Origin of the sequence: Paraoerskovia sediminicola, assembly GCF_030296575.1 — a bacterium.
Taxonomy (GTDB): domain Bacteria; phylum Actinomycetota; class Actinomycetes; order Actinomycetales; family Cellulomonadaceae; genus Paraoerskovia; species Paraoerskovia sediminicola.
Genome location: NZ_AP027729.1, coordinates 2103048 through 2125202, shown reverse-complemented (window position 1 = coordinate 2125202; position 22155 = coordinate 2103048). Strand labels below are relative to the sequence as shown.

At 73.3% G+C, this 22155-nt stretch carries 19 protein-coding genes, 1 tRNA gene and 1 pseudogene; 8 read left to right on the top strand and 13 right to left on the bottom strand.

Annotated features, from left to right (window positions below; translation table 11 throughout):
• Positions 1-74: 74 nt before the first annotated feature.
• Entirely contained in the window at positions 75-719 is a 645-nt protein-coding gene (locus tag QUE47_RS09945; protein WP_286217159.1) for a CDP-alcohol phosphatidyltransferase family protein, read from the top strand.
• Between the two features lie 9 nt (positions 720-728).
• Here QUE47_RS09945 and pth read toward each other — a convergent pair whose 3' ends face one another.
• From pth to QUE47_RS09915, 7 genes are all read right to left on the bottom strand, one after another.
• Entirely contained in the window at positions 729-1325 is a 597-nt protein-coding gene (pth, locus tag QUE47_RS09940) for an aminoacyl-tRNA hydrolase (RefSeq protein ID WP_286217158.1), read from the bottom strand.
• A gap of 192 nt (positions 1326-1517) precedes the next feature.
• Positions 1518-2126 carry a 50S ribosomal protein L25/general stress protein Ctc gene (locus QUE47_RS09935; protein WP_286217157.1) on the bottom strand — a complete coding sequence of 203 codons (609 nt, stop codon included), beginning with the start codon at positions 2124-2126 and terminating at the stop codon, positions 1518-1520.
• A 223-nt stretch (positions 2127-2349) separates the two neighbouring features.
• Positions 2350-3270 carry a GtrA family protein gene (locus QUE47_RS09930; protein ID WP_350227517.1) on the bottom strand — a complete coding sequence of 307 codons (921 nt, stop codon included), beginning with the start codon at positions 3268-3270 and terminating at the stop codon, positions 2350-2352.
• The gene (locus tag QUE47_RS16815; protein ID WP_350227516.1) at positions 3225-3491 is read right to left on the bottom strand and encodes a glycosyltransferase; all 267 of its coding nucleotides are present in this window, start codon (positions 3489-3491) and stop codon (positions 3225-3227) included. Before QUE47_RS16815 ends, QUE47_RS09930 begins: the two co-directional genes overlap by 46 nt.
• Positions 3492-3539: 48 nt before the next feature.
• Complete coding sequence (locus QUE47_RS09925) at positions 3540-4523, bottom strand: ribose-phosphate diphosphokinase (protein WP_286217156.1); 984 nt, start codon at positions 4521-4523, stop codon at positions 3540-3542.
• Positions 4520-6121, bottom strand: a complete 1602-nt coding sequence (glmU, locus tag QUE47_RS09920; protein WP_286219466.1) for a bifunctional UDP-N-acetylglucosamine diphosphorylase/glucosamine-1-phosphate N-acetyltransferase GlmU — start codon at positions 6119-6121, stop codon at positions 4520-4522. Before glmU ends, QUE47_RS09925 begins: the two co-directional genes overlap by 4 nt.
• A 180-nt stretch (positions 6122-6301) precedes the next feature.
• A tRNA-Gln gene (locus QUE47_RS09915) sits at positions 6302-6373 on the bottom strand.
• Positions 6374-6540: 167 nt separating this feature from the next.
• On the opposite strand from QUE47_RS09915, the gene QUE47_RS09910 reads away from it, so the two are divergent.
• From QUE47_RS09910 to QUE47_RS09880, 7 genes are all read left to right on the top strand, one after another.
• Entirely contained in the window at positions 6541-7146 is a 606-nt protein-coding gene (locus QUE47_RS09910) for a TetR/AcrR family transcriptional regulator (protein WP_286219465.1), read from the top strand.
• Positions 7147-7210: 64 nt separating this feature from the next.
• Positions 7211-8218 carry an ABC transporter ATP-binding protein gene (locus QUE47_RS09905; protein WP_286217155.1) on the top strand — a complete coding sequence of 336 codons (1008 nt, stop codon included), beginning with the start codon at positions 7211-7213 and terminating at the stop codon, positions 8216-8218.
• A complete protein-coding gene (locus QUE47_RS09900) occupies positions 8215-9465 on the top strand; it encodes an ABC transporter permease (RefSeq protein WP_286217153.1) in 1251 nt (416 codons plus the stop codon). The genes QUE47_RS09905 and QUE47_RS09900 overlap by 4 nt, the downstream gene beginning before the upstream one ends.
• A gap of 39 nt (positions 9466-9504) precedes the next feature.
• Positions 9505-10431, top strand: a complete 927-nt coding sequence (gene fdhD / locus QUE47_RS09895) for a formate dehydrogenase accessory sulfurtransferase FdhD (protein ID WP_286217151.1) — start codon at positions 9505-9507, stop codon at positions 10429-10431.
• Positions 10428-12785: an FdhF/YdeP family oxidoreductase gene (locus QUE47_RS09890; RefSeq protein ID WP_286217150.1), complete on the top strand. Its 2358-nt coding sequence runs from the start codon at positions 10428-10430 to the stop codon at positions 12783-12785. Before fdhD ends, QUE47_RS09890 begins: the two co-directional genes overlap by 4 nt.
• A gap of 44 nt (positions 12786-12829) precedes the next feature.
• Entirely contained in the window at positions 12830-13333 is a 504-nt protein-coding gene (locus tag QUE47_RS09885) for a MarR family winged helix-turn-helix transcriptional regulator (RefSeq protein WP_286217149.1), read from the top strand.
• Positions 13334-13376: 43 nt separating this feature from the next.
• The gene (locus QUE47_RS09880) at positions 13377-14606 is read left to right on the top strand and encodes an MFS transporter (protein WP_286217148.1); all 1230 of its coding nucleotides are present in this window, start codon (positions 13377-13379) and stop codon (positions 14604-14606) included.
• Positions 14607-14835: 229 nt separating this feature from the next.
• Here QUE47_RS09880 and QUE47_RS09875 read toward each other — a convergent pair.
• The 6 genes and pseudogenes from QUE47_RS09875 to QUE47_RS09850 all read right to left on the bottom strand — a co-directional run bounded on the left by QUE47_RS09875 (position 14836) and on the right by QUE47_RS09850 (position 22051).
• Positions 14836-16211 (bottom strand): annotated as a pseudogene (locus QUE47_RS09875) (UDP-glucose dehydrogenase family protein).
• A 219-nt stretch (positions 16212-16430) separates the two neighbouring features.
• Entirely contained in the window at positions 16431-18044 is a 1614-nt protein-coding gene (locus QUE47_RS09870; RefSeq protein WP_286217147.1) for an ABC-F family ATP-binding cassette domain-containing protein, read from the bottom strand.
• Positions 18044-18475 (bottom strand): ATP-binding cassette domain-containing protein, encoded by a 432-nt coding sequence (locus tag QUE47_RS17215; RefSeq protein ID WP_286217146.1) that lies wholly within the window; start codon positions 18473-18475, stop codon positions 18044-18046. The genes QUE47_RS09870 and QUE47_RS17215 overlap by 1 nt, the downstream gene beginning before the upstream one ends.
• 125 nt (positions 18476-18600) lie before the next feature.
• Positions 18601-19545, bottom strand: a complete 945-nt coding sequence (locus QUE47_RS09860) for a 4-(cytidine 5'-diphospho)-2-C-methyl-D-erythritol kinase (RefSeq protein WP_286219464.1) — start codon at positions 19543-19545, stop codon at positions 18601-18603.
• A gap of 134 nt (positions 19546-19679) precedes the next feature.
• Entirely contained in the window at positions 19680-20576 is an 897-nt protein-coding gene (gene rsmA / locus QUE47_RS09855) for a 16S rRNA (adenine(1518)-N(6)/adenine(1519)-N(6))-dimethyltransferase RsmA (protein WP_286217145.1), read from the bottom strand.
• Positions 20577-20713: 137 nt separating this feature from the next.
• On the bottom strand, positions 20714-22051 hold the full coding sequence (locus QUE47_RS09850) for a resuscitation-promoting factor (RefSeq protein WP_286217144.1): 1338 nt from the start codon (positions 22049-22051) through the stop codon (positions 20714-20716).
• Positions 22052-22155 lie beyond the last annotated feature (104 nt).

Sequence of the window (22155 nt, the reverse complement as noted above, 5' to 3'; positions counted from 1 at the left end):
GTTTCCGGGACGGTTGGGGCACTCTTCGCTCCCGCCAGAAGAGCTCGAAGGGCGTCTCGCTCTACTCACGCTTCGTGAACCGTCCTCTCGGCCGCGTCTTCGCTGCGGGTGCGTACAAGGTCGGCCTCGGCCCTAACGCCGTGACCGTGATCAGCGGGCTGACGACGGGCGCGGGGGTGCTGGTGCTCGCCCTCCTCGAGCCGACCGTCACGACGGGCCTGGCCGTTGCTCTGCTGCTCGTGCTCGGCTTCGCGCTCGACTCCTCCGACGGCCAGGTCGCTCGGCTCACGGGCCGTGGATCGATCGCCGGGGAGTGGCTGGACCACGTCGTCGACTCCGCGAAGATGGTGCTCCTGCACGCCGCGGTCCTGGTGAGCCTCTATCGGTACGGCGAGGCAGACCCCGCCTGGTACCTGGTGCCTCTGGCGTTCCAGGCGGTCACCGTCGTGATGTTCAGCGGCGGCATCCTCACGGATCTGCTCAAGCGCTCGGCGGTCGCAGGGCCGGCACCGACTCGCGCATCGACGCCCCCGGCGCCGTCGACGCTCCGCTCGCTGCTGCTGCTCCCGGCCGACTACGGCGTCCTCGCCTGGTCTTTCGTGCTCCTCGGGCTCGGCCCGGTGTTCCTCGGCGTGTATACGGTGCTGGCAGCCACGAACGCGCTGCTGCTGGGTGCGCTCCTCGTGAAGTGGTTCCGCGAGCTGTCCGCGCTCCGGTAGCCCCGGCCACTAGGCTCGCGGGTGGAACCGCCCCTGCGCCGCCAGCAGCCCCTCGACGACCACCATCTCGGCAGCGTCCGCCGCGTCGTCGATGAGGAACGGCAGCTCCTTCTTCTCGACGGCCGCGAAGTCCTTCAGCACGTAGTCGGCGGTGTCCATGCGGCCCGGTGGCCGCCCGACGCCTGTGCGCACGCGGGCGTACTCGCGCGTTCCGAGCGCCTTGGAGATGTCGCGCAGCCCGTTGTGGCCGCCCTCGCCGCCGCTGGCCTTGAGCTTGATCGTGCCGAACGGGATGTCCACCTCGTCGTGGACGACGACGACGCGCTCGGCCGGCACGTCGTAGTACTTCGCGAGCGACGAGACCGGTCCACCGGACGTGTTCATGTACGTCGACGGCTTGGCGAGCACGACCCGCGGTCCCGGCGCTCCACCGGGCAGCACCCCGAGCCGGCCCTCGGCGACCGCCGCGTTCGACCGGTGGGCCTTGAACGTCGCGCCGACGCGGCCCGCCAGCTCGTCGAGCACCATGTGCCCGACGTTGTGCCGGTTCCCCGCGTACCGCGGGCCCGGGTTGCCGAGCCCGACGACGAGCCAGCGATCACTCATGCGTTCTCCAGTTCACGGGATGTCGGACGTCGTAGCGAGGGTATGCCCGCCCGGCACCCTGGGACGGACGCCGGGAGAGGCGAGCGGGCAGTCGAGCCGAGCAGGCGGGTCGAACAGACGCGCCGAGCCGGGGCACGGACGACGAGACGCCCGGGCCGTAGCGGCCCGGGCGTCCGGTCGTGCAGGTGGGGCTCAGCCCTCGGCGGGAGCCTCGGCCTCGGTGGCCTCGCCCTCGGCAGCGGCGTCGTCGTCGGCCGCGACCTCGGCGCGCGGGACGCTGATCGTGACGACCGTGTGGCTCGGGTCGGTCACGAGCGTCGAGCCCTCGGGCAGCGTGACGTCGCCGGCGGAGATGTTCGCGCCCTCCTCGAGGCCCTCGATCGAGACGGTGACCCACTCGGGCAGGTTCGTCGCGTCGGCCGAGATGGTGAGCGACTGCGACTCGACGACGTGGATCGTGCCGGGGGCCGACTCGCCCTCGATGTGCACGTTGACCTCGACCTCGACCTTCTCGCCCTTGCGGACGACGAGGAGGTCGACGTGGTCGATGGTGTCCTTGATCGCGTCGCGCTGGACGTCCTTCGCGATGGCGAGCTGCTTCTTGCCGTCGAGCTCGATCGAGAAGAGCGCGTTCGAGTGCTTGAACGCCATCATCGTCGAGTGACCGGCGAGGGTCACGTGGACCGGGTCGCTGCCGTGACCGTAGAGGACGGCGGGGATCTTGTCGGCACGACGGATGCGGCGGGCCGCGCCCTTGCCGAACTCGGTACGGGCCTCGGCCTCGAGCTTGATCTCGTTCATGTGAACTCCTGCGTGGAACGGTGGTGGGCCGACGCCGGTGTGGACGGTCGGCATCCGCTGTCCCGGGGGACGGCGGGCGGCTGCATCGGCGCGGGGCACGCGACGGACGCGCGAACGAAGGGCGTCCGGTCGCGGCGCGCAGCACGTGCGCGGGCGACCGCCCAGTCGATCACGGACGGTCAGGCCTTGCGGCCGTAGCGCGTCCCTCGCCGAGGCAACCTGGCTACTGTACCCGGGGCCCGCCGTCCGACGAAACCCCGCCCTCGAGCGGGACGTCGTCCTCCACCCTCGCGAGGGCACGACCGCGCCGGTAGACCACCCGGGAGTGGAAGACGAAACGCAGGACGAACGCGACCGCGATGGTGACGGCCTGCGCGACGACGGGAGGGATCGTGGTCGCCTCGACGATCCAGACGAGGAACGGGAGCCGGATCGCCGCCTCGGTCGCGTTGAAACCCGCGGACTCCGCGAACCGGCCCCAGACCGACCGTCCCTGCCGCAGGTCGTGGAAGACGAACCGCTCCTGCAGGAGGAAGTTGATGGTGATCGTCACGGCCGCCGCGACGATCGCGGCGAGCACGTAGCCCTCGCCGAGCCCGTGGATCAGCCCCGCCATGATGGCGAGGTTCAGGACGGCGCCGAACCCGCCGATGATCGCGAACCGGGACATGCGCCCGAAGCGGAGCGACGCGAGCTGGTGCAGAAAGCTCAGGCCCTGGCGCAGGTTCGCCTTCGAGTCCCCGGCGAACCTCTCCCCGAAGACGAACGGCTCCTCGACCACCGCGACCTTGTTGCGGGTGAGCACCTCGAGCAGGATCTTGAAGCCGCGCGGCCGCAGAGCGGCCAGGTCGACCGCCGAGCGCCGGACGGCGAAGAACCCCGTCATCGGGTCGGTGCAGTCGCGCAGCCGCACCGGGAACATCGCCCGGGCCACCGCGATCGAGGACCTCGACACGACGTGCCGCACCCAGCTGCTCAGGCCGTCGGCCCCACCGCCCCCGACGTACCGTGATGCGACCACCACGTCGCCGTCGCCGCGCTCGCCGCGCTCGAGCAGCCGTGGGATCAGCTCGGGCGGGTGCTGCAGGTCGCCGTCCATCACGAGGCACCAGTCGGCGTCGGAGGCCTGGAAGCCCTCGACCACGGCGCCGCTGAGCCCCCGACGCCGTCGACCCGGTGGATCATCCGCACCCGGATCGACGCGTCGCGTGCGACCCGCTCGATGGTGCGCGGGGTGTCGTCGGTCGAGTCGTCGACGAAGAGGATCTCCGCGTCGATACCCTCGACCGCCGCGGTGACGCGCCGGACGAGCTCCGCGACGTTCGGCTCCTCGTTGAACGTCGGGATGACGACGGTCAGCTGCACGTCAGGACCCGACGCACGCCTCGGTCGAACCCACCGGCCCGCGGCACCTCAGGCGTTGCCGTCGAACAGCGACGTGACGGAGCCGTCGTCGAAGACCTCTCGGATCGCGCGGGCGACGAGAGGCGCGATCGACAGCACCTTGAGCTGGGAGAAGCGCTTCTCGGCCGGGATGGGCAGCGTGTCGGTGATGACGACCTCGCTGGCCCCGCACTCCGAGAGCCGTTGCACGGCCGGGTCGGACAGCACGCCGTGCGTGGCGGCGACCATGACCGACTTGGCGCCGGCCGCGAGGCAGACCTTGACGGCCTCGGCGATGGTGCCGCCGGTGTCGATCAGGTCGTCGACGAGCACGCAGTCGCGCCCCTCGACGTCGCCGACGACACGGTTCGCGACCGACTCGTTGGGCCGCGTGATGTCCCGCGTCTTGTGGACGAACGCGAGCGGACCGCCACCGAGCTTGGCCGCCCACTGCTCGGCGACGCGGATGCGGCCGGCGTCGGGCGACACGACGGTGACGTTGCCGGTGTCCACGCGGGTGCGCACGTAGTCGGTGAGGATCGGCATGGCCCACAGGTGGTCGACCGGGCCGTCGAAGAAGCCCTGGGTCTGCGCGGCGTGGAGGTCGACGCTCATGAGGCGGTCGGCGCCGGCCGTGGAGAACAGGTCGGTGATGAGCCGGGCCGAGATCGGCTCGCGCCCGCGGTGCTTCTTGTCCTGACGGCCGTAGCCCCAGAACGGCTGGACGACGGTGATCGTCTTGGCCGAGGCCCGCTTGGCGGCGTCGACCATGAGCAGCTGCTCCATGATCCATTGGTTGATCGGCGCCGTGTGGCTCTGCAGCACGAACACGTCGGCACCGCGCACGCTCTCGCCGAAGCGCACGTAGATCTCGCCGTTCGCGAAGTCGTACGCGCTCGTCGGGAGCAGGTCGATCCCGAGCTCGTCGGCGACGTCGTGCGCGAGCTCGGGGTGAGCACGCCCCGAGACGAGCACGAGGTTCCGCTCGGCGTGGCCGGGGAGGAAGCTGGTCATGAACGCGGCCCTTCGTTGTCTGCTGCGTGCTGAGACGGTCCACCGAGGTGCGGGACCCCGGGGCTCGGCGGGGGTGGGGTGGGTCGTTCTGCCTCGGTCGCGCTGGTGCGCCCGGCCTCCTCGACCTGGGCCTGGCGTCCGAGGGCGGCCGACCGGTCGGAGCCGCTCGCCGCCTCGGCGGCCTCGGCCGCGGGGGTCCCCGGGCGACGCTTGGTCACCCAGCCGTCGATGATGCGCTGCGCGCCGGCGCTGACGGCGAGCGCCCCGGCCGGCACGTCCCGGCGGATCACGGAGCCGGCACCGGTGTAGGCCCCGTCGCCGACGCGGACGGGGGCGACGAACATGTTGTCGGCGCCGGTGCGGGCGTGGGAGCCGATCACGGTGCGGTGCTTGCGCACGCCGTCGTAGTTGACGGTCACCGAGGCCGCGCCGATGTTGGTGTGCTCACCGATGGTCGCATCGCCGACGTAGGACAGGTGCGGCACCTTGGAGCCCTCGCCGATCTCGGCGTTCTTGGTCTCGACGAACGTGCCGATCTTGCCGTTCGTCCCCAGGACGGTGCCGGGGCGGAGGTACGCGAAGGGCCCCACGCTCGCACCGGCGCCGATCACCGAGAGGCTGCCGTGCGTGCGGACGACCGAGGCCTCCTCGCCGATCTCCATGTCCGTGAGCGTAGTGTCCGGGCCCACGACCGCACCCCGGGCGATGGTGGTCGCCCCGTGGAGCTGGGTCCCGGGGTGGATCGTCACGTCCTCGGCGAGCTCGACGCCGACGTCGACCCACGTGGTCGCCGGGTCCACGACGGTGACCCCGGCCGCCATCCAGCGGGCGAGGACGCGGCGGTTGAGCTCCGCGCCGAGCGTCGCGAGCTGGGCGCGGTCGTTCACTCCCTCGACGGTCATCGGGTCGTCGGCGAGGACCGCGCGCACGGAGCCGCCGGCCTCGCGGGCGAGCGCCAGCACGTCGGGCAGGTAGACCTCGCCCTGCGCGTTGTCGCGACCGACCTTGCCGAGGCCGTCGCGCAGCGCGGCGGCGTCGAACGCGTAGATCGAGGTGTTGATCTCGCGGATCTCGCGCTCCTGCGCAGAAGCGTCCTTGTGCTCGACGATGCGCAGGACGTCGCCCGTCGCCTCGTCGCGCACGATGCGCCCGTAGCCGGTCGAGTCGGGGACCTCGGTCGTCAGGACCGTCACCGCGTTCCCGCCGGAGTGGTGCGCGTCGAGGAGCGCGCCGATCGTGTCGCCGTCGAGGAGGGGCACGTCGCCGGCGATGACGACGACGGAACCCACGAGCCCGTCCCCGGCGCCGCGACCCTCCTCACCCACGGGGACGCCGTCCGCCACCGACTGCGCGAAGGCCTTCGCGTCGAGCGCGTCGAGGGCGCACTGCACCGCGCGACCGGTGCCCGGGACGTCGTCCTGGTCGACCAGGAGGGCGGACGGCAACACCTCGAGCGCGTGGGCCGCGACCTTCTCGCGCTCGTGGCGCACGACGACGGCGACGCGCTGCGGACCGACACCCTCGGCCGCCGCGAGCGCGTGCCCGAGCATCGACCGCCCACCGAGCCGGTGCAGGACCTTCGGGGTGGCCGACCGCATGCGGGTACCCGCACCGGCCGCCAGGACGATCACGGCCGCGGGGGCCACACGTCCCTCGATCGTCGCCGACTCGTCCGTACCGGGCGTGTGACTCACAGTTCTCCCATCGGTGGCTCTGCTGGTCCGCTCTGCTCGTCGGTTCCGCCGGCCGGTCCTGCTGGTCGGTGCCGGACCACGAGGCTCCGCCCCCAGGACTCGAACCTGGACCAAGGGCACCAAAAACCCGTGTGCTGCCGATTACACCAAGGCGGACCGGACGCGGGGCGTCCGAGGCAAGTCTGCCAGGTCCCACCGCACCACCCGAAACCTGCACGAGCGCCTGGGACACCGTGTCTCGAAAGGTCTCGAACGCCTGCGCACCGTCGACGCGGCATGATGGGGCCGTGCCCTCCGAACCGAAGCGACCGACCCGCGCCCGCATGACCGCGAGCCAGCGGCGCGAGCAGCTCGTCGCCGTCAGCCGTTCCCTGTTCGCGGAGAAGGGCTTCGAGGGAGCGAGCGTCGAGGAGATCGCGACCCGCGCAGGGGTCTCGAAGCCCGTGGTCTACGAGCACTTCGGGGGCAAGGAGGGCATCTACGCCGTCGTCGTCGACCGCGAGGTCCAGGCGCTGACCGGCGCGCTGACGGGCGCCCTCTCGGCGGGCGGCCACCCCAAGGTCCTGCTGGAGCGCACCGCGCTGGCGCTCCTGACGTACATCGAGACGTCGGAGGACGGGTTCCGGATCCTCGTCAGGGACTCGCCCGTCGCCGCCGCCACCGGCACGTTCTCGAGCCTCATCGGGGACGTCGCGACTCAGGTCGAGCACCTGCTCGCCGACCAGTTCAAGCGCCGCGGGCTCGACACGCGCAGCTCGCCGCTCTACGCGCAGATGCTCGTCGGCATGGTCGCGCTGACCGGGCAGTACTGGCTCGACGCCCGCCGCCCGGACAAGTCCGAGGTCGCGGCACACCTCGTGAACCTCGCCTGGAACGGGCTCAGCGGCATGGAGCACCAGCCGTCGCTGACCCGCCACGCGGGTCGCTGACCTGTCGGACGACGTCCCGCGAGCAGCCCTGTCGGGCGTCGGTCCCCTGTGGTTGGGTACTTCCATGGCTGTTCTCGAGCTCGACGACCTCTCCAAGTCGTACGGCGCCGTGCGCGCGCTGCGGTCGACCTCGTTCCAGGTCCGGGCCGGTGAGATCTTCGGCTTCGTCGGCTCGAACGGTGCGGGCAAGACCACGACCATGCGCATCACCCTCGGCGTCCTGACGCCGGACACGGGCGAGGTCCGGTGGGCCGGTCGCCCCATCGACCACGCCACCCGCAGCCGCATCGGGTACATGCCCGAGGAGCGCGGCCTCTACCCCAAGATGAAGGTCGGCGAGCAGCTCACCTATCTCGCCCGCCTGCACGGCCTCGGTGCCGCACAGGCGCGGAGCTCGATGGAGCGCTGGACCGAGACCCTCGGCGTCGACGGGCGGCGGGACGACGAGGTGCAGAAGCTCTCGCTCGGCAACCAGCAGCGCGTCCAGCTCGCGGCCGCACTCGTGCACGAGCCCGACATCCTGGTGCTCGACGAACCCTTCTCGGGGCTCGACCCGGTGGCGGTCGACGTCATGAGCGGGGTGCTGCGCGATCGTGCCCGCGCCGGGGTGCCGGTGATCTTCTCGTCCCACCAGCTCGAGCTCGTCGAGGCGATCAGCGACAGGGTCGGGATCATCAAGGACGGTTCGATGGTCGCCGTCGGCGGGATCGACGAGCTCCGCCAGGTGGGAGCACCGCGGTGGGCGGTGACGACGGCGGTGACGACGCCGGTGACGACGGCGGGCGATGACGACACGGCCTGGGTGTCCGACCTGCCCGGTGTCCGCGCCGTCGGGTCCGAGCAGGTGCGGCGCGCGGGCGGCGCCGCGACCCGGGTCGAGTTCGAGACGACGCACGAGGGTTCCGAGCAGGCCGTGCTGGCGCGCGCCACGTCGCGCGGGCGCGTCGAGCACTTCGGCCGGGTGACGCCGACCCTGACCGAGCTGTACCGCGACGTGGTGTCTGCAGAGGGCAGCGACGACAGCCCGGACGACACGGACGGCGACGAGGCGACGACAGAGGTGACGTCATGAGCACCGCCGGCGGGCGCACGCCCACACCGACAAACACGCCTACGACGGACCGCACCGGGACGGCCGGGAGCGCGATCCGCCTCGTCGCCGGTCGGGAGATCCGCACCCGCGTCACCTCGAAGGCGTTCATCATCACGACGGTGCTGCTCGTCCTGGCTGTCGTCGCCGGTGGTTTCGTCCTGAACCTCGTGCAGTCCTCCGGACCCGAGGGGCAGCGCGTCGGCGTCGTCCCCAGCGCGGCCGCCGTCGAGGCTCCGCTCGAGGCCGGCGCAGCGGAGACGGGGACGGACATCACCGTGACCGAGGTCGCGGACGAGGCCGCCGGCGAGCAGGCGATCCGCGACGGCGACCTCGACGCGGTCGTCACCGGCAGCGCCGGGGACCTCGGGATCGTCGTCGAGTCCGACGTGGACGGCGCGCTCTGGGCCGTGCTGTCCTCGGTGAACCAGCAGGCGGCCCTGGACGACGCGATCCGCGAGCTGGGCGGCGACCCGGCGAGCGTGGCCGCCGACGTCTCCGCGGCCGAGCCGACCGTCACCACGCTCGAGCCCGAGGAGGAGTTCGACCCCGCGCGGTACGTCACCGGCCTCGCGACCGGCATCCTCATCTTCATCACCCTGATGACCACCGGGCAGCTCCTCGCCCAGGGCGTCGTCGAGGAGAAGCAGAGCCGGGTCGTGGAGCTCCTGCTCGCGACGATCCGACCGTGGCAGCTCCTGACCGGCAAGGTCGTCGGTATCGGCGCGATCGGGCTGATGCAGGTCGCGCTCGTCGCCGGCAGCGGCGCGGCGACGGCCACCGCGCTCGGTCTGGTCGACCCCGGGGAGCTCGACCTCGGGGCGACCGCGGCGTGGGTGGTCGTCTGGTACGTCCTCGGGTTCCTCACCTACGCGTTCGCGATCGCGGGCGCGGCGTCGCTCGTGTCCCGTCAGGAAGACGTCGGCGCCGTGATCGCCCCGTTCACGGCGCTGATGATGATCCCGTACATCATCGGCGTGAGCCTCGCCCCGTGGCAGCCCGACAGCCCGCTCGTCGCCTGGCTCTCGTACCTGCCGTTCTGCGGGCCGCTGATCATGCCGGTCCGCATCGCCCTGGACGCCGCGGCTCCGTGGGAGATCGGCATCTCCCTCGCCCTGTCGATCGCGGTCGTACCGGTGCTCGTGTGGTTCGCGTCCCGGATCTACTCGAACGCGGTGCTGCGGATGGGCGCCCGCATCAAGGTCAAGGACGCGCTGCGCTCGGCCTGACGGTCCCCGGGTCCCCCTCACGTCTGCTAGAACCGAGAGATGACCCGCGTCACCGTCCGCCGCCGCGTCGCTCGCCACACCCCCGGCGAGCGCACCTCGCACCGCGAGGACCTGTTGGCCGGGGAGGAACCGCTCGAGCTGCGGGTCGGTGGTCGCTCCCTCGCGGTGACGATGCGCACCCCCGGGCACGACATCGAGCTGGCCACGGGGTTCCTGGTCTCCGAGGGCGTCGTCACGTCGGGCGAGCAGGTCAGCACCGCCCGGTACTGCGCCGGGTCCTCGGGACCGCCCGGACAGGGCGAGAACACCTACAACGTCCTCGACGTCCGGCTCGCCCCCGGCGTCGCCGCGCCCGACCCGACGACGGCCCGCGAGTTCTTCACGTCCAGCGCGTGCGGGCTGTGCGGCAAGTCGTCGATCGACGCCGTCCGCACCCGGAGCGCCTTCACGGTCGACGCGGACCCGCTGACCGTCGACGCAGCCCTGATCACCGCGCTCCCGGACCGGCTCCGCAGCGCTCAGACGGTCTTCGACCGGACCGGGGGCCTGCACGCGGCCGGGATCTTCGACGGCCGCACCGGTGAACCGCTCGTGGTCCGCGAGGACGTCGGCCGGCACAACGCCGTCGACAAGGTCGTCGGGTGGGCCGCAGTGCGCGGGATGCTCCCGCTGCGGGGTGCGGTGCTCGTGGTCTCCGGCCGCGCGAGCTTCGAGCTCACGCAGAAGGCCGTGATGGCAGGGATCCCGATGCTGGCGTCGGTCTCCGCGCCGTCGTCGCTGGCCGCCGAGCTCGCCGAGGAGTCGGGCCTCACCCTCGTCGGGTTCGTCCGCGACAGGTCGATGGTCGTCTACACCGGCGACCATCGGGTCACGGAATCAGGCACGGCGTCGGGCAGTGAATCGGGCAGGGAGTCCGTCACGGAGCCGGCCACGGGGTCGGCCAGTCGCGCGGGAGACGCGGCGTGAGCCCGAACCACGGCCGAGACCACGGCGCTGGTGCCGGTGCCGATGCCGTCGCCGACACGAGCGCGGGCCCACCCACGAGGGTCGGACCCCCCAAGGAGTGGGTCGCGGGCTTCCCCGGGATCACGCATGCTCTCGCGCCCGCCCTCCGAGGCATGGGGGCGGCACGCACCGCGAAGCTCCTCACGTCGATGAACCAGAAGGACGGCTTCGACTGCATGAGCTGCGCGTGGCCGGACCCGAGCCACCGCCACACCGCCGAGTTCTGCGAGAACGGTGCGAAGGCTGTGACGTGGGAGGCGACCCCGCTCACCGTCCCGACCGAGTTCTGGGCCGAGCACGGGATCGACGACCTGCTCACCCGCTCCGAGTACTGGCTGGGCCAGCAGGGCCGGCTCGTCGAGCCGGTCCACAAGCCGGCCGGCGCCGACCACTACGAGCCGATCGGCTGGGACCGTGCCTTCGAGATCGTCGCCGATCGGCTGAGCTCGCTCGACTCCCCCGACGAGGCCGCGTTCTACACGAGCGGCCGCGCGTCGAACGAGGCCGCGTTCACGTACCAGCTCTTCGCCCGCGCGTTCGGCACGAACAACCTCCCCGACTGCTCGAACATGTGCCACGAGTCGACCGGGTCGGCGCTCGGGCAGACGATCGGGGTCGGCAAGGCCACGATCAGCTACGACGACTTCGCCCGCGCGGACCTGATCGTCGTCATGGGCCAGAACCCCGGCACCAACCATCCCCGCATGCTCACCGCGCTCGAGGCGGCCAAGCGGAACGGCGCCCGGATCGTCGTGGTCAACCCGCTCCCCGAGGCCGGGCTCCGGCGCTACAAGAACCCGCAGACCGTGCGGGGCCTCGCGGGCAAGGGCACCGAGCTCGCCGACCAGTTCCTGCAGATCAGGCTCGGCGGCGACATGGCGCTCCTGCAGGCCGTGTCGAAGCGCGTCCTCGCCGCCGAGTCCGCGCGGCCCGGCGAGGTGCTCGACCACGAGTTCCTCGCGGCGAGCACGACGGGCCTCGACGAGCTCACCGCCCACCTGGCCGACCTCGACGAGGGCGAGGTCCTGACCGCGACCGGTCTCACGTCGTCCGACATCGACGCCCTCGCCGAGGCGTACGTCGCGGCCGACGCCACGATCGTGACGTGGGCGATGGGCCTGACCCAGCACACCCGGGCCGTCGCGACGATCAAGGAGATCGTCAACCTCCTGCTGCTGCGGGGGAACATCGGGCGCCCCGGCGCGGGGGCCTCGCCGATCCGCGGGCACTCCAACGTCCAGGGCGACCGGACGATGGGGATCTGGGAACGCATGCCCGAGCCGTTCCTCGCGGCGCTCGAGGCCGAGTTCGGGTTCCCCGTCCCCCGCGCGCACGGGCTCGACGCCGTCGACACGATCCGAGCCATGGGCGAGGGCCGCGTCCGGGCGCTCGTCGCCCTGGGCGGGAACCTCGTCGGCGCGATCTCGGACTCCCGGGCGGCCGAGGCCGCCGTGCAGCGCAGCGAGCTCACCGTCCAGATCTCGACCAAGCTCAACCGCTCGCACGCGGTCGTCGGGCGGGAGGCGCTGATCCTGCCCACGCTCGGGCGCACCGAGATCGACCGCCAGGCCTCCGGCGAGCAGATGGTCACCGTCGAGGACACGGTGTGCGCGGTCCACGCCTCGCGGGGCCGCGTCGAACCCGTCGGGAGCGACCTGCTCTCCGAGGTCGCGATCGTCTCCCGGATGGCGGACGCCGTCCTCGCCTCGAGCGCGCGGGGCCCCGTCCCCGTGGACTGGGCGGCGTTCGAGCGCGACTACGACGTGGTGCGCGGGCACATCGCGCGCGTCGTACCCGGGTGCGAGGACTATGCCGCGAAGATCCGGCGCGAGGGCGGGTTCGTGCTGCCGCACCCGCCCCGGGACTCGCGGACGTTCCCGACGCCCGACGGCCGGGCGCACCTCACGGTGAACGCGCTCGCGCCGGTGACGTGCCCGCCGGGCCGGCTGCTGCTGCAGACCGTGCGCTCGCACGACCAGTTCAACACGACGATCTACTCGCGGGACGACCGCTACCGCGGCATCCGGGGCGGCCGCGCCGTGGTCTTCGTCAACCCCCAGGACCTGGCCGACCTCGGGCTGGCCGACGGCGACACGGTGGACGTCCACAGCGAGTTCAGGGACGGCGTCGACCGCGTGCTCCCGGCACAGCGGGTCGTCGCCTACCCCACCGCGCGCGGGTGCGCGGCGGCCTACTTCCCGGAGGCCAACGTTCTCGTACCGCTCGACGCGACCGCCGAGTCCAGCAACACGCCCGTCTCCAAGGCCGTCGTCGTGCGGCTGGAACGGGTCCCGGCACCGACCGAGGTGGCGTGACGTCAAGAGTCTTGACGTCGAGAGGAATCGGATACGCTCGTGCCATGGCCCACCTGAACCGCGACGACGAGGTCGACCGCATCGTCCTCGCCTGGCAGCGGGAGCGTCCGGACCTGGACGTCGAACCGCTGACGGTGTTCTCCCGCGTCAGCCGGCTCGCACGCCACCTCGATCTCGCCCGGCGCGCCGCGTTCGCCCGCAGGAGCCTCGAGACCTGGGAGTTCGACGTCCTCTCGGCGCTGCGCCGCGCAGGCGAGCCCTATCGGCTGTCCCCCGGCGCCCTGATCACGCAGACGCTGGTCACCAGCGGGACCATGACGAACCGCATCGACCGCCTCGAGTCCCGCGGCCTCGTCGAGCGGCACCGCTCCCCCGACGACCGTCGCGGGATCCTCGTCCAGCTCACCCCGACCGGACGCGCTGCGGTCGACGCCGCGATGAGCGACCTGCTGGACGTCGAACGGTCGGTGCTCGAACCCCTCGGGCCCACCGAGCGCACCGAGCTCGCGGACCTGCTCCGCCTCGTGTCCGGACAGTTCGACGACTGAGCGCCGGCGCCGCGCCGTCGCGGGCGGGCTCCCGGCCGGAGGCGTGACCGGCCTGCTGCTGGCCGCGGTCCTGCTCTACGCGCTCAACCTCCGCAGCCCGATCACCGCGCTCGCGCCGGTCGTCGACGACGTCACGACCGACCTCGCGCTCACGGCCACGACCGTGGGGCTGCTCACCGGGCTCCCCGTCCTGTGCTTCGCCCTCGCCACGCCCGCCGTGTCAGCCCTCGTCGCGCGGCTCGGGATCGAGCAGGTCGTGACGATCTCGTTCCTCGGCCTGATCGGCGGGATCGTCCTGCGCTCCGTGGGCGACGTCGGGGCGGCCTTCGCCGGGACCGTCGTGATCGGCCTGGCGATCACCGCAGGCAACGTCGCGATGCCGCTCGTGATCCATCGCGACTTCCGCAGCGCCGCCGGCACCGTCACCGGCCTGTACACCGCCGCCCTGAACCTCGGGTCCGTGCTCACGACCTCGCTCACCGCGCCGCTCGCCGCCCAGGTGGGCTGGCGCTGGGCGCTCGCGAGCTGGGTCGTCCTCGTGCCGATCGCCTGGATCCCCTGGAGCATCGCGTCGCGACGACGACGGCGGGCGCACGGCGGCACGACCCGACCGGGGCCCTCCGCGACCGCCGGCCCGGAGCCTGCAGGAGGCCCGGACCTCGCGGCCGACGCGGACCCTGCACCCGACACCGGCCCCGGGACCGCTCACGCCGCGGCCCACGACGCACCGGACGAGCCGCCGGAGATCGGCGCCCTCCGGCGCCCCGTGACGTGGCTGCTGACCGCCGCGTTCGCCGGCCAGGCCTTCTGCTACTACGCGATCTCGGCGTGGTTGCCGTCGATCCTGGCGGACGGCGTGGGACTCGGCGCCTCCGGCGCCGGCGCTGCGGCGTCGCTCTTCCAGCTGCTCGCGATCGCGGGCGCGCTGGGGGTGCCTGCCGTGATCTCCCGAGGCGTCCCCATGCGCGCGGTGTTCGCCGCGGTCGCGGCCTGCTGGCTCACGCTGCCCGTGGGCCTGCTCGCGGCGCCCGACCTGTGGCCGCTGTGGGCCTCGCTGGCGGGTGTGGCGCAGGGAGCGAACTTCGTCGTCGTCTTCACGACCGTCGTCCGCCGCGCCGGCAGCCCCGCGCCGCGCGCCAGATGTCGGGGGCGGTCCAGACCGTGGGCTACGCCTGCGCCGCACTCGGCCCCAGCGCGCTCGGCGCCGTCCATGACGCGACGGACGGCTGGACGGCACCGCTGTCGATCGTCCTCGCCGTCCTCGGCGTCATGACCGTCTGCGGGCTCCTCGCGACCGCCCCGGCGCCCGACGCGCCCGACCGGCCGGACGCCGAGCCGCACCGGTAGTCCCGGTCGCGGGGTTCCAGAGCCCCGGTCACGGGTATGGCTGCCCCGTGCCGTCGCCCGGTGAGCACGTCGCGCAACGCTACGACCTCGCCGCGAAGGCGGCACGCGAGCGGCGCGAAGGCGCCACGCGGGTAGCGCGCAGGTGGCGAGGTCCGCTACGGCCGACCCATGCCGACGTAGGTCCAGCCGGCGTCGCGCCACGCAGCACGGTCGAGCACGTTGCGGCCGTCGACGACCACCGAGCCGCGCGCGATCTCGGCGACGGCGACCGGGTCGAGGTCCCGGTACGCGCGCCACTCGGTGACGAGGACGACGGCGTCCGCGTGCCGCAGGGCCTCGGTCGTCTCGGGCGTGTACAGGAGCTGGGGGTGCCGGGCGCGCGCGTTCTCGATGCCCTGCGGGTCCGTCGCGACGACCTCCGCGCCCAGGCCCTTGAGGCGGACGGCGACGTCGAGCGCCGGGGAGTCACGGACGTCGTCCGACTCCGGCTTGAACGTGACGCCCAGGACCGCGACCTTCTTGCCGAAGACCGAGCCGTCGAGAGCGTCGACGACCAGCCCGACGACGCGCTCCCGCCGCCGGAGGTTGATCGCGTCGACCTCCTCCAGGAAGCGCAGCGACTCGCCGCGGCCGAGCTCTTTGGCTCGGGCCGTGACGGCGCGGATGTCCTTGGGGAGACAGCCTCCTCCGAAGCCGACCCCCGCGTTGAGGAACGCGCGACCGATGCGTGCGTCGTGGCCGATCGCGTCGGCCAGCTGCGTCACGTCGGCGCCCGCGACCTCAGCGATCTCGGCCATCGCGTTGATGAAGGAGATCTTGGTCGCCAGGAACGCGTTGGCCGCGGTCTTGACGAGCTCGGCCGTCGCGAGATCGGTCACGAGGCGCGGGGTCCCCGCCGCGATGGCCGCTGCGTAGACCTCGTCGAGCACGGCGACGGACCGCGCGGCCGCTCCACAGCCTGCTGCGTCACCTGCGGGCGACGCACTGGACGACGGGTCGGGCGACGGGCTGGACGGCGGGTCGTCAGCCGCGACCCCGTACACGATGCGGTCGGGCGAGATCGTGTCCTGGACGGCGTGCCCTTCGCGCAGGAACTCCGGGTTCCAGACGAGGTCTGCGCCGGTGGCGCGGACGTCGTCGCGCAGCCGTGCGGCGGTGCCCACGGGCACGGTGCTCTTGCCGACGACCAGGTCGCCGGGACGCAGGTGAGGAGCAGCGCCGCAACGGCGGCGTCGACGAAGCGCAGGTCCGCGCTCTGCCCGTCGGACGACTGCGGGGTCCCGACGGCGAGGAAGTGCACGGCCGAACCGGTGACCGCGGCGAGGTCCGTCGTGAAGCGGAGGCGTCCGGTCACGGTCGCGGAGGTCAGGATCTCTGGGAGGCCCGGCTCGTAGAACGGCGCCTTGCCCCGTGAGAGGTACTCGACCTTCTCGGCGTCGCTGTCGACACCGACCACCTCGTGACCGAGCTCGGCCATCGCGGCAGCGTGGACCGCTCCGAGGTACCCGCACCCGATCACCGATATCCGCACGCACCGGACGGTAGGGACACGAGGTCACCGCCCGGCGAACTCCGCCCCAACACGACACGACGTGCGGGTGACGGTCAGCGGTCGCAGGGTCTCACTCGCGGGTCCGAGGGCCCCACCAGGCCGGAGAGGCCCGAGGGGCGCGAGAGGCCTGCTGCGTCCTGGCAGTCCGGGAGGCCCCGACGAGCCGCGGAGCCGGAGCCCAGCGCAACCGACGCGGCATCACCCCGCGATCTCGGCGGCCTCCAGCCACGCGGCCTCGAGCTCGTCCTTCTCGTCCGCGAGCTCGCGGAGCTGCGTGTCGAGCGCTCCCACCGCCTCGTGGTCCGTCGCCTGCTCGGCCATCTTCGCGTGGATCCTGGCCTCGGACTCCGCGATCTTGCCGAGCCTGCGCTCGATGCGGGTCAGCTCCTTCTTCGCGGCGCGGAGCTCGGCCGGCGACGGCCCGGCGACGGGGGCTGCGGGCTGCGCCGCAACGCCGTCGGGGCCACCTCCCGCCACTGCCCCTCCGCCGGGCCCTGCAGCTCCCGCCGCTCTTGAGCCACCCGACGCGCCGGCGCCGGCTGCCCCCGAGCCGACGGCCCCACGACCGGCCGCGGCCGCACGCCGCAGCTCCAGGTACTGCTCGACGCCCCCGGGCAGGTCACGGATCTGGCCGTCCCCGAGCAGCGCCACCTGCCGGTCGCAGACGCGCTCGAGCAGGTACCGGTCGTGCGAGACGACGATCAGCGTGCCCGGATACCCGTCGAGCAGGTCCTCGAGCGCCGCGAGCGTGTCCGTGTCGAGGTCGTTCGTGGGTTCGTCGAGCAGCAGCACGTTCGGCTCGGTCACGAGCAGCCGCAGCAGCTGGAGGCGCCGCCGCTCGCCGCCCGAGAGGTCGCGCACCGGGGTCCGCGCCCGCTCCTTGGTGAAGCCGAGCTTCTCGACGAGCTGCGACGCGGTGAGCTCCTTGCCCCCGACGACCACGGAGTTGCGCTCCCGCTCGACGACTTCGACGACCCGCAGGTGCGCCAGGTCGTCGAGCTCGGCGACGTCCTGGCTGAGCTCGGCGACCGCGACGGTCTTGCCGCGCTTGACCCTGCCCCGGTCGGGGTCGCGACGGCCGGCGAGCAGCGCGAGCAGCGTCGTCTTCCCGGCACCGTTGACCCCGACGACGCCGTACCGGTCCCCCGGCCCGAGGCGCCAGGTCACGTCGTCCAGCAGCACGCGGTGGCCGCCGTCGAGGTCGCCCGGCCGGTTCTCGGGCGCGCCGCCCACCGGGTCCGCCTCGGAAGGTCGGGTCGGGGCGTCGGACGGCGTCCCTGCGGTCCCGGATCTCGCGTCGCCCGCGTCGCGCGCGTCCGTGTGGGCCACCCACCGCAGCGGGACCTGCACGGTCACGTCCTCGAGGTCGAGCACGTCCTTGCCGAGGCGCTTCGTGGCGGTGCGGGCGAGCTCGAGCGTCTCGCGCGGCGGGGGCTCGTCGGCGATGAGCGCGGCGGCCGCGTCGAGCCGGAACTTCGGCTTCGACGTGCGCGCCGGGGCGCCGCGCTGGAGCCACGCGAGCTCCTTGCGCAGCAGGTTGTCCCGCTTCTCGGCGGCCACCTGGGCGCTGCGGGCCCGCTCGGCGCGTGCGAGCACGTAGGCCGCATACCCGCCGTCGTACCCGTCGACGGCGCCGGTGCCGTCGCCGCGCACCTCCCACATGCGCGAGCAGACGGCGTCGAGGAACCAGCGGTCGTGGGTCACGACGACCAGGGCGCCCCGGGCGCCGGGCCGCGCGTACCGCGCGTTGAGGTGCTCCGCGAGCCACGCGACGCCCTCCACGTCGAGGTGGTTGGTGGGCTCGTCGAGCATCAGGACGTCGGGGTCCTCGACCAGGAGGGCCGCGAGCGCGACCCGCCGCCGCTGCCCCCGGACAGGTGCGCCGCGGGACCGTCCAGGTCGAGGTCGCCCAGGAGTCCGGCGTGCACCGACCGGATCCCGGCATCGCCGGCCCACTCGTGCGTGGCCGTCGACCCGTGGACGAGGTCGCGGATCGTCGCGCCTGCGGAGTCGTCGTCGCGCTGGACGAGCATCGCGGTCCGGGAGCCACCCACCCGGGTGACGCGGCCGCCGTCCGACTCCTGGGTCCCGGCGAGGAGCCGGAGCAGCGTCGACTTGCCGGCCCCGTTGGGGCCGACGACACCGACGCGGTCGCCGTCGTCCAGCCCGAGGCTGACGCCCGAGAGGAGGGTGCGGGTGCCGACGACGAGGGAGATGTCGTCGGCGCCGAGCAGGTGGGCCATGGGGCTCCGTCCGTGATGGTGGTGCGTGCTGGGTGCTGTCGTCACTGGTGCTGTGGGTCCGCGGTGGCGTGCGGCCGCGCGACCGGTGTGCTCGTGGGGCGTCCTCGACCGGGCCGGGGGCGCAGTCAGGGTCGGGGTGGACCGTCGGACGCCACCGAGTGCACGATCCGGGCGCCGTGCGTCGGTCCCGAGGCGACGTGGACGCCGTCGACGACCCCTGCCGCCGTCCACGCGGCCCCGATCGCCCGGGCGTGGCGCGGTGAGCGCGCCAACGCGGCGACGGTCGGGCCCGACCCCGACACGATGGCTCCGAGGGTTCCCGCCCGCTCGGCGACGGTCAGGACGTCCGCGAGCTCGGGCGCCAGGTGGAGGGCAGCCGCCTGGAGGTCGTTGTGCAGCGCCCGGCCGACGCCCTCGGTGTCCCCCGCCCCGAGGGCCTGGAGGAGCTCGGCGTCCTGGTCGACGTGGACGGGCTCGCGCTCCGCGGCGGACGACCCGTCGCCGGGACCGCGTTCGTCGAAGGTCCGGTAGACCTCGGCGGTGGACAGTCCCCGGGCCCGCGTGCCGAGCGCCCAGTGGAGCTCGCCCCTCGTCATCGCCGGCGTGAGCAGGTGGCCGCGCCCCGTCCCGACCGCGACGTGCCCGAGGAGGCCGAACGGCACGTCGGAGCCCAGCCGCGCCGCGAGCTCGTGGAGCTCGTCGCGCGACAGGCCGGCGTGCAGCAGGTGGTCGGCCGCGACCAGGGCGGCCGCGGCGTCCGCGGACCCGCCGGCCATGCCGCCACCGACGGGAACGCCCTTGTGGAGCTCGACGTGCACGTCCGGGTCGACCCCCGCCCGCTCGGCGACCAGCTCGACCGCCTGCCAGGCGAGGTTCGTCCGGTCCGTCGGGACGCCGTCCGACGCCGGCCCGGTGACCTCGACGAGGATCCCTGCACCCGCGGCCCGCTCGGTCAGCGTGACCTCCTCCGCGAGCGAGACGGCCTGGAACACCGTGACGAGCGGGTGGTACCCGTCGTCCTGGACCGCGCCCACCCGCAGCGACAGGTTGACCTTCCCGGGTGCGCGCACCCGGACGGTGGCCGGGACGCCGGACGACGGCGCGGCGCGGCGCTGGTCGTCGCCCTGGCCGCCGGTGCCACCCGAGCCCTCGGGTCCCCGCGGGCCCCGAGGTCCTCCGGGGCCCGGCACCACGCGGAGGCCGGTCACGAGGAGGGCCCGGCGGCGCGGGGGCCGGGCGCCGCGCCGTCCCCGAGCGCCTCCGCGATCCGCGCGAACTGGACGACGTCGAGCCGCTCGCCCCGCAGGCCCGGGTCGACGCCCGCCACCTCGCAGGCCGCCTGGGCTGCGGCAGGGCTGCCGGCGAGGCCGGCGAGCGTGGAGCGCAAGGTCTTGCGTCGCTGCGCGAAGGCCGCGTCGATCACGGCGAACACCTGCTCCCGCGTCGCGGTGGTGCTGGGCGGGTCGCGCCGGTCCATGCGCACGAGCGCGGAGTCGACGTTCGGCACCGGCCAGAACACGGACCGTCCGACGGTCGAGGCGCGCCGCGCGGACGCGTACCACGCCGCCTTCGCCGAGGGGACCCCGTACGTGCGGCTGCCGGGACCGGCTGCCAGCCGGTCGGCGACCTCCGCCTGCACCATGACCAGGACGGTCCGCAGCGAGTCGAACCGCTCGAGGAACGTCAGCAGGACGGGCACCGCGACGTTGTACGGCAGGTTCGCGACGAGCGCCACGGGCGGCTCGCCCGGCAGGGTCTCGACGTCGAGCGCGTCGGCACCGACGACGTCGAGCCGGTCGGTGAGGTCGGGCCGCACCTCGGCGACCGTGCGCGGCAGCTGCTCGGCGAGGGGCGGGTCGATCTCGACCGCCACGACCGAGGCCCCGGCGTCGAGCAGACCGAGCGTCAACGAGCCCAGCCCGGGGCCGATCTCGACCACCCGGTCCCCGGGCGCGACGCCCGCGGCACGCACGATCTTGCGGACCGTGCCGCCGTCGTGCACGAAGTTCTGCCCCAGGGTCTTGGTGGGGCGGATGCCGAGGCGCGCCGCGAGGTCGCGGATCTCGGCGGGGCCCAGCAGGCCGCCCGGGGCGTCGGTCATGCGCCGAGCCTACCGACCTCCAGGTGCGACCGGACCGCGCGGCCCGTCACGAGCACGCAGACGGGGTGGGCCCCTCGGATCTCGTCGGATCCGAGGGGCCCACCCCGTGAGGTCGTGCTGTGCCGCGTGCGCTCAGATCAGCGCAGGCCGAGCTTCGACGAGCAGTGCGGCCACTGGCCCCAGCCCGACTGCGCCTGCAGCTTCTTGGCGAGGCGCGTCTGCTCGGCTGCCGAGTTCTCGGACGGGAGGCCGGAGCCGCCCATCGCCCGCCAGGTCGGTAGCGAGAACTGGTACAGGCCGTAGTAGCCGTTGCCGGTGTTCGTCGACGGGTTGCCGCCCGACTCGCACTGCGCGAGCTGCGACCAGACGCCGGCCGGGGCGCTGCCCAGGTCCTTCTCGGGTGCGGGCGCAGGCGCCGGTTCCGAGTCGGAGGAGCTCGACGAGCTGGACGAGGAGCTCGACGAGGACGAGCCGGAGGAGCTCGACGTGGAGGCCGGCTCGGGCTCGGGCTCCGGCTCGGGAGCCGGGCGAGCCTTGGTGCCCTTGACGAGAACCTTGTCCACGGGCTTCGTGGTGACGCCCTCTTCGACGAGCTCGGTCGACTCGACCTCGCCGTCCACGCGGGTGACCTTGTTGACCGTCGTGTAGACGCCCTTCTTGCCCTCGGTCTTGACCTTGGTGCCCAGGTCCGAGTAGCGGTCGGGGTCCTCGACGGTCTTCGTCTCGAAGTCGACGTCCTTGGTCTTCTCCTCGTTCTTGACCGTCACGCGCTGCACGACGAGGGTCACGGCCGGGTCGGCCGAGTCGTCGCGCTCGACGTGCATGCGGTCGAGGTCGCCGAGCTCGACGCCCTCGGACTCGAGGACGCCGTCGACGTCCAGGGAGCCGTCGTCGACCGTCGTGGTCTCGCCGTCGACCGTCAGCGCGACAGCGCCGTCGGCGTTCAGCGCGAGCGGGAGGTCCTCGCGTCCCTCGGCACCGCCGCGGGAGGCGACGAGGGCGACGTCGTCGCCGCGGGAGGCGAAGACGTCCAGCGCCTCGTCCGCGTCGAGCGCGGTCGTCCACACGGTCGCGTCCTCGCCGTCGGCGGAGATGACGACCTGCTTGCCCGAGCGCACGACGATGTCGCTGCCCTCGGCGAGCGACGCATCGACGCCGGGTGCGACCAGGTCGCGGTCACCGACCTCGACGCCCTGCTCGTCCAGGACGCCGTCGACCGAACCGGCGAACGTCGTCACCGTGGTGCTGACGCCGTCGACGTCGAGCGTCACGGTCTTGTGCGCGTCGGCGTAGGCCACGGCACCGGTCGCCACGACGGCGACGGTCGTGACGCCCGCGATGAGCGGCCAGCGGCGACGCCGGGTGGCGGTCGCAGCGGCGGAGGCCTCAGGTGCGGCCTGCGACCCGGAGGTCGAGGCCCCGAGGTCGAGGGGCTGGGTCTCGGCGCCGGTGGCGCCGTCGAAGTTCTCGTTCACAGTGTTCCTTCGTTCGTGGGCCCGGTCACGACGTCACGACGCCTGTGGCGTCACCCGTGCCCCGAGGGGCGGACGGCGTGGGCCGACCTGGGCGTGCGACTGTC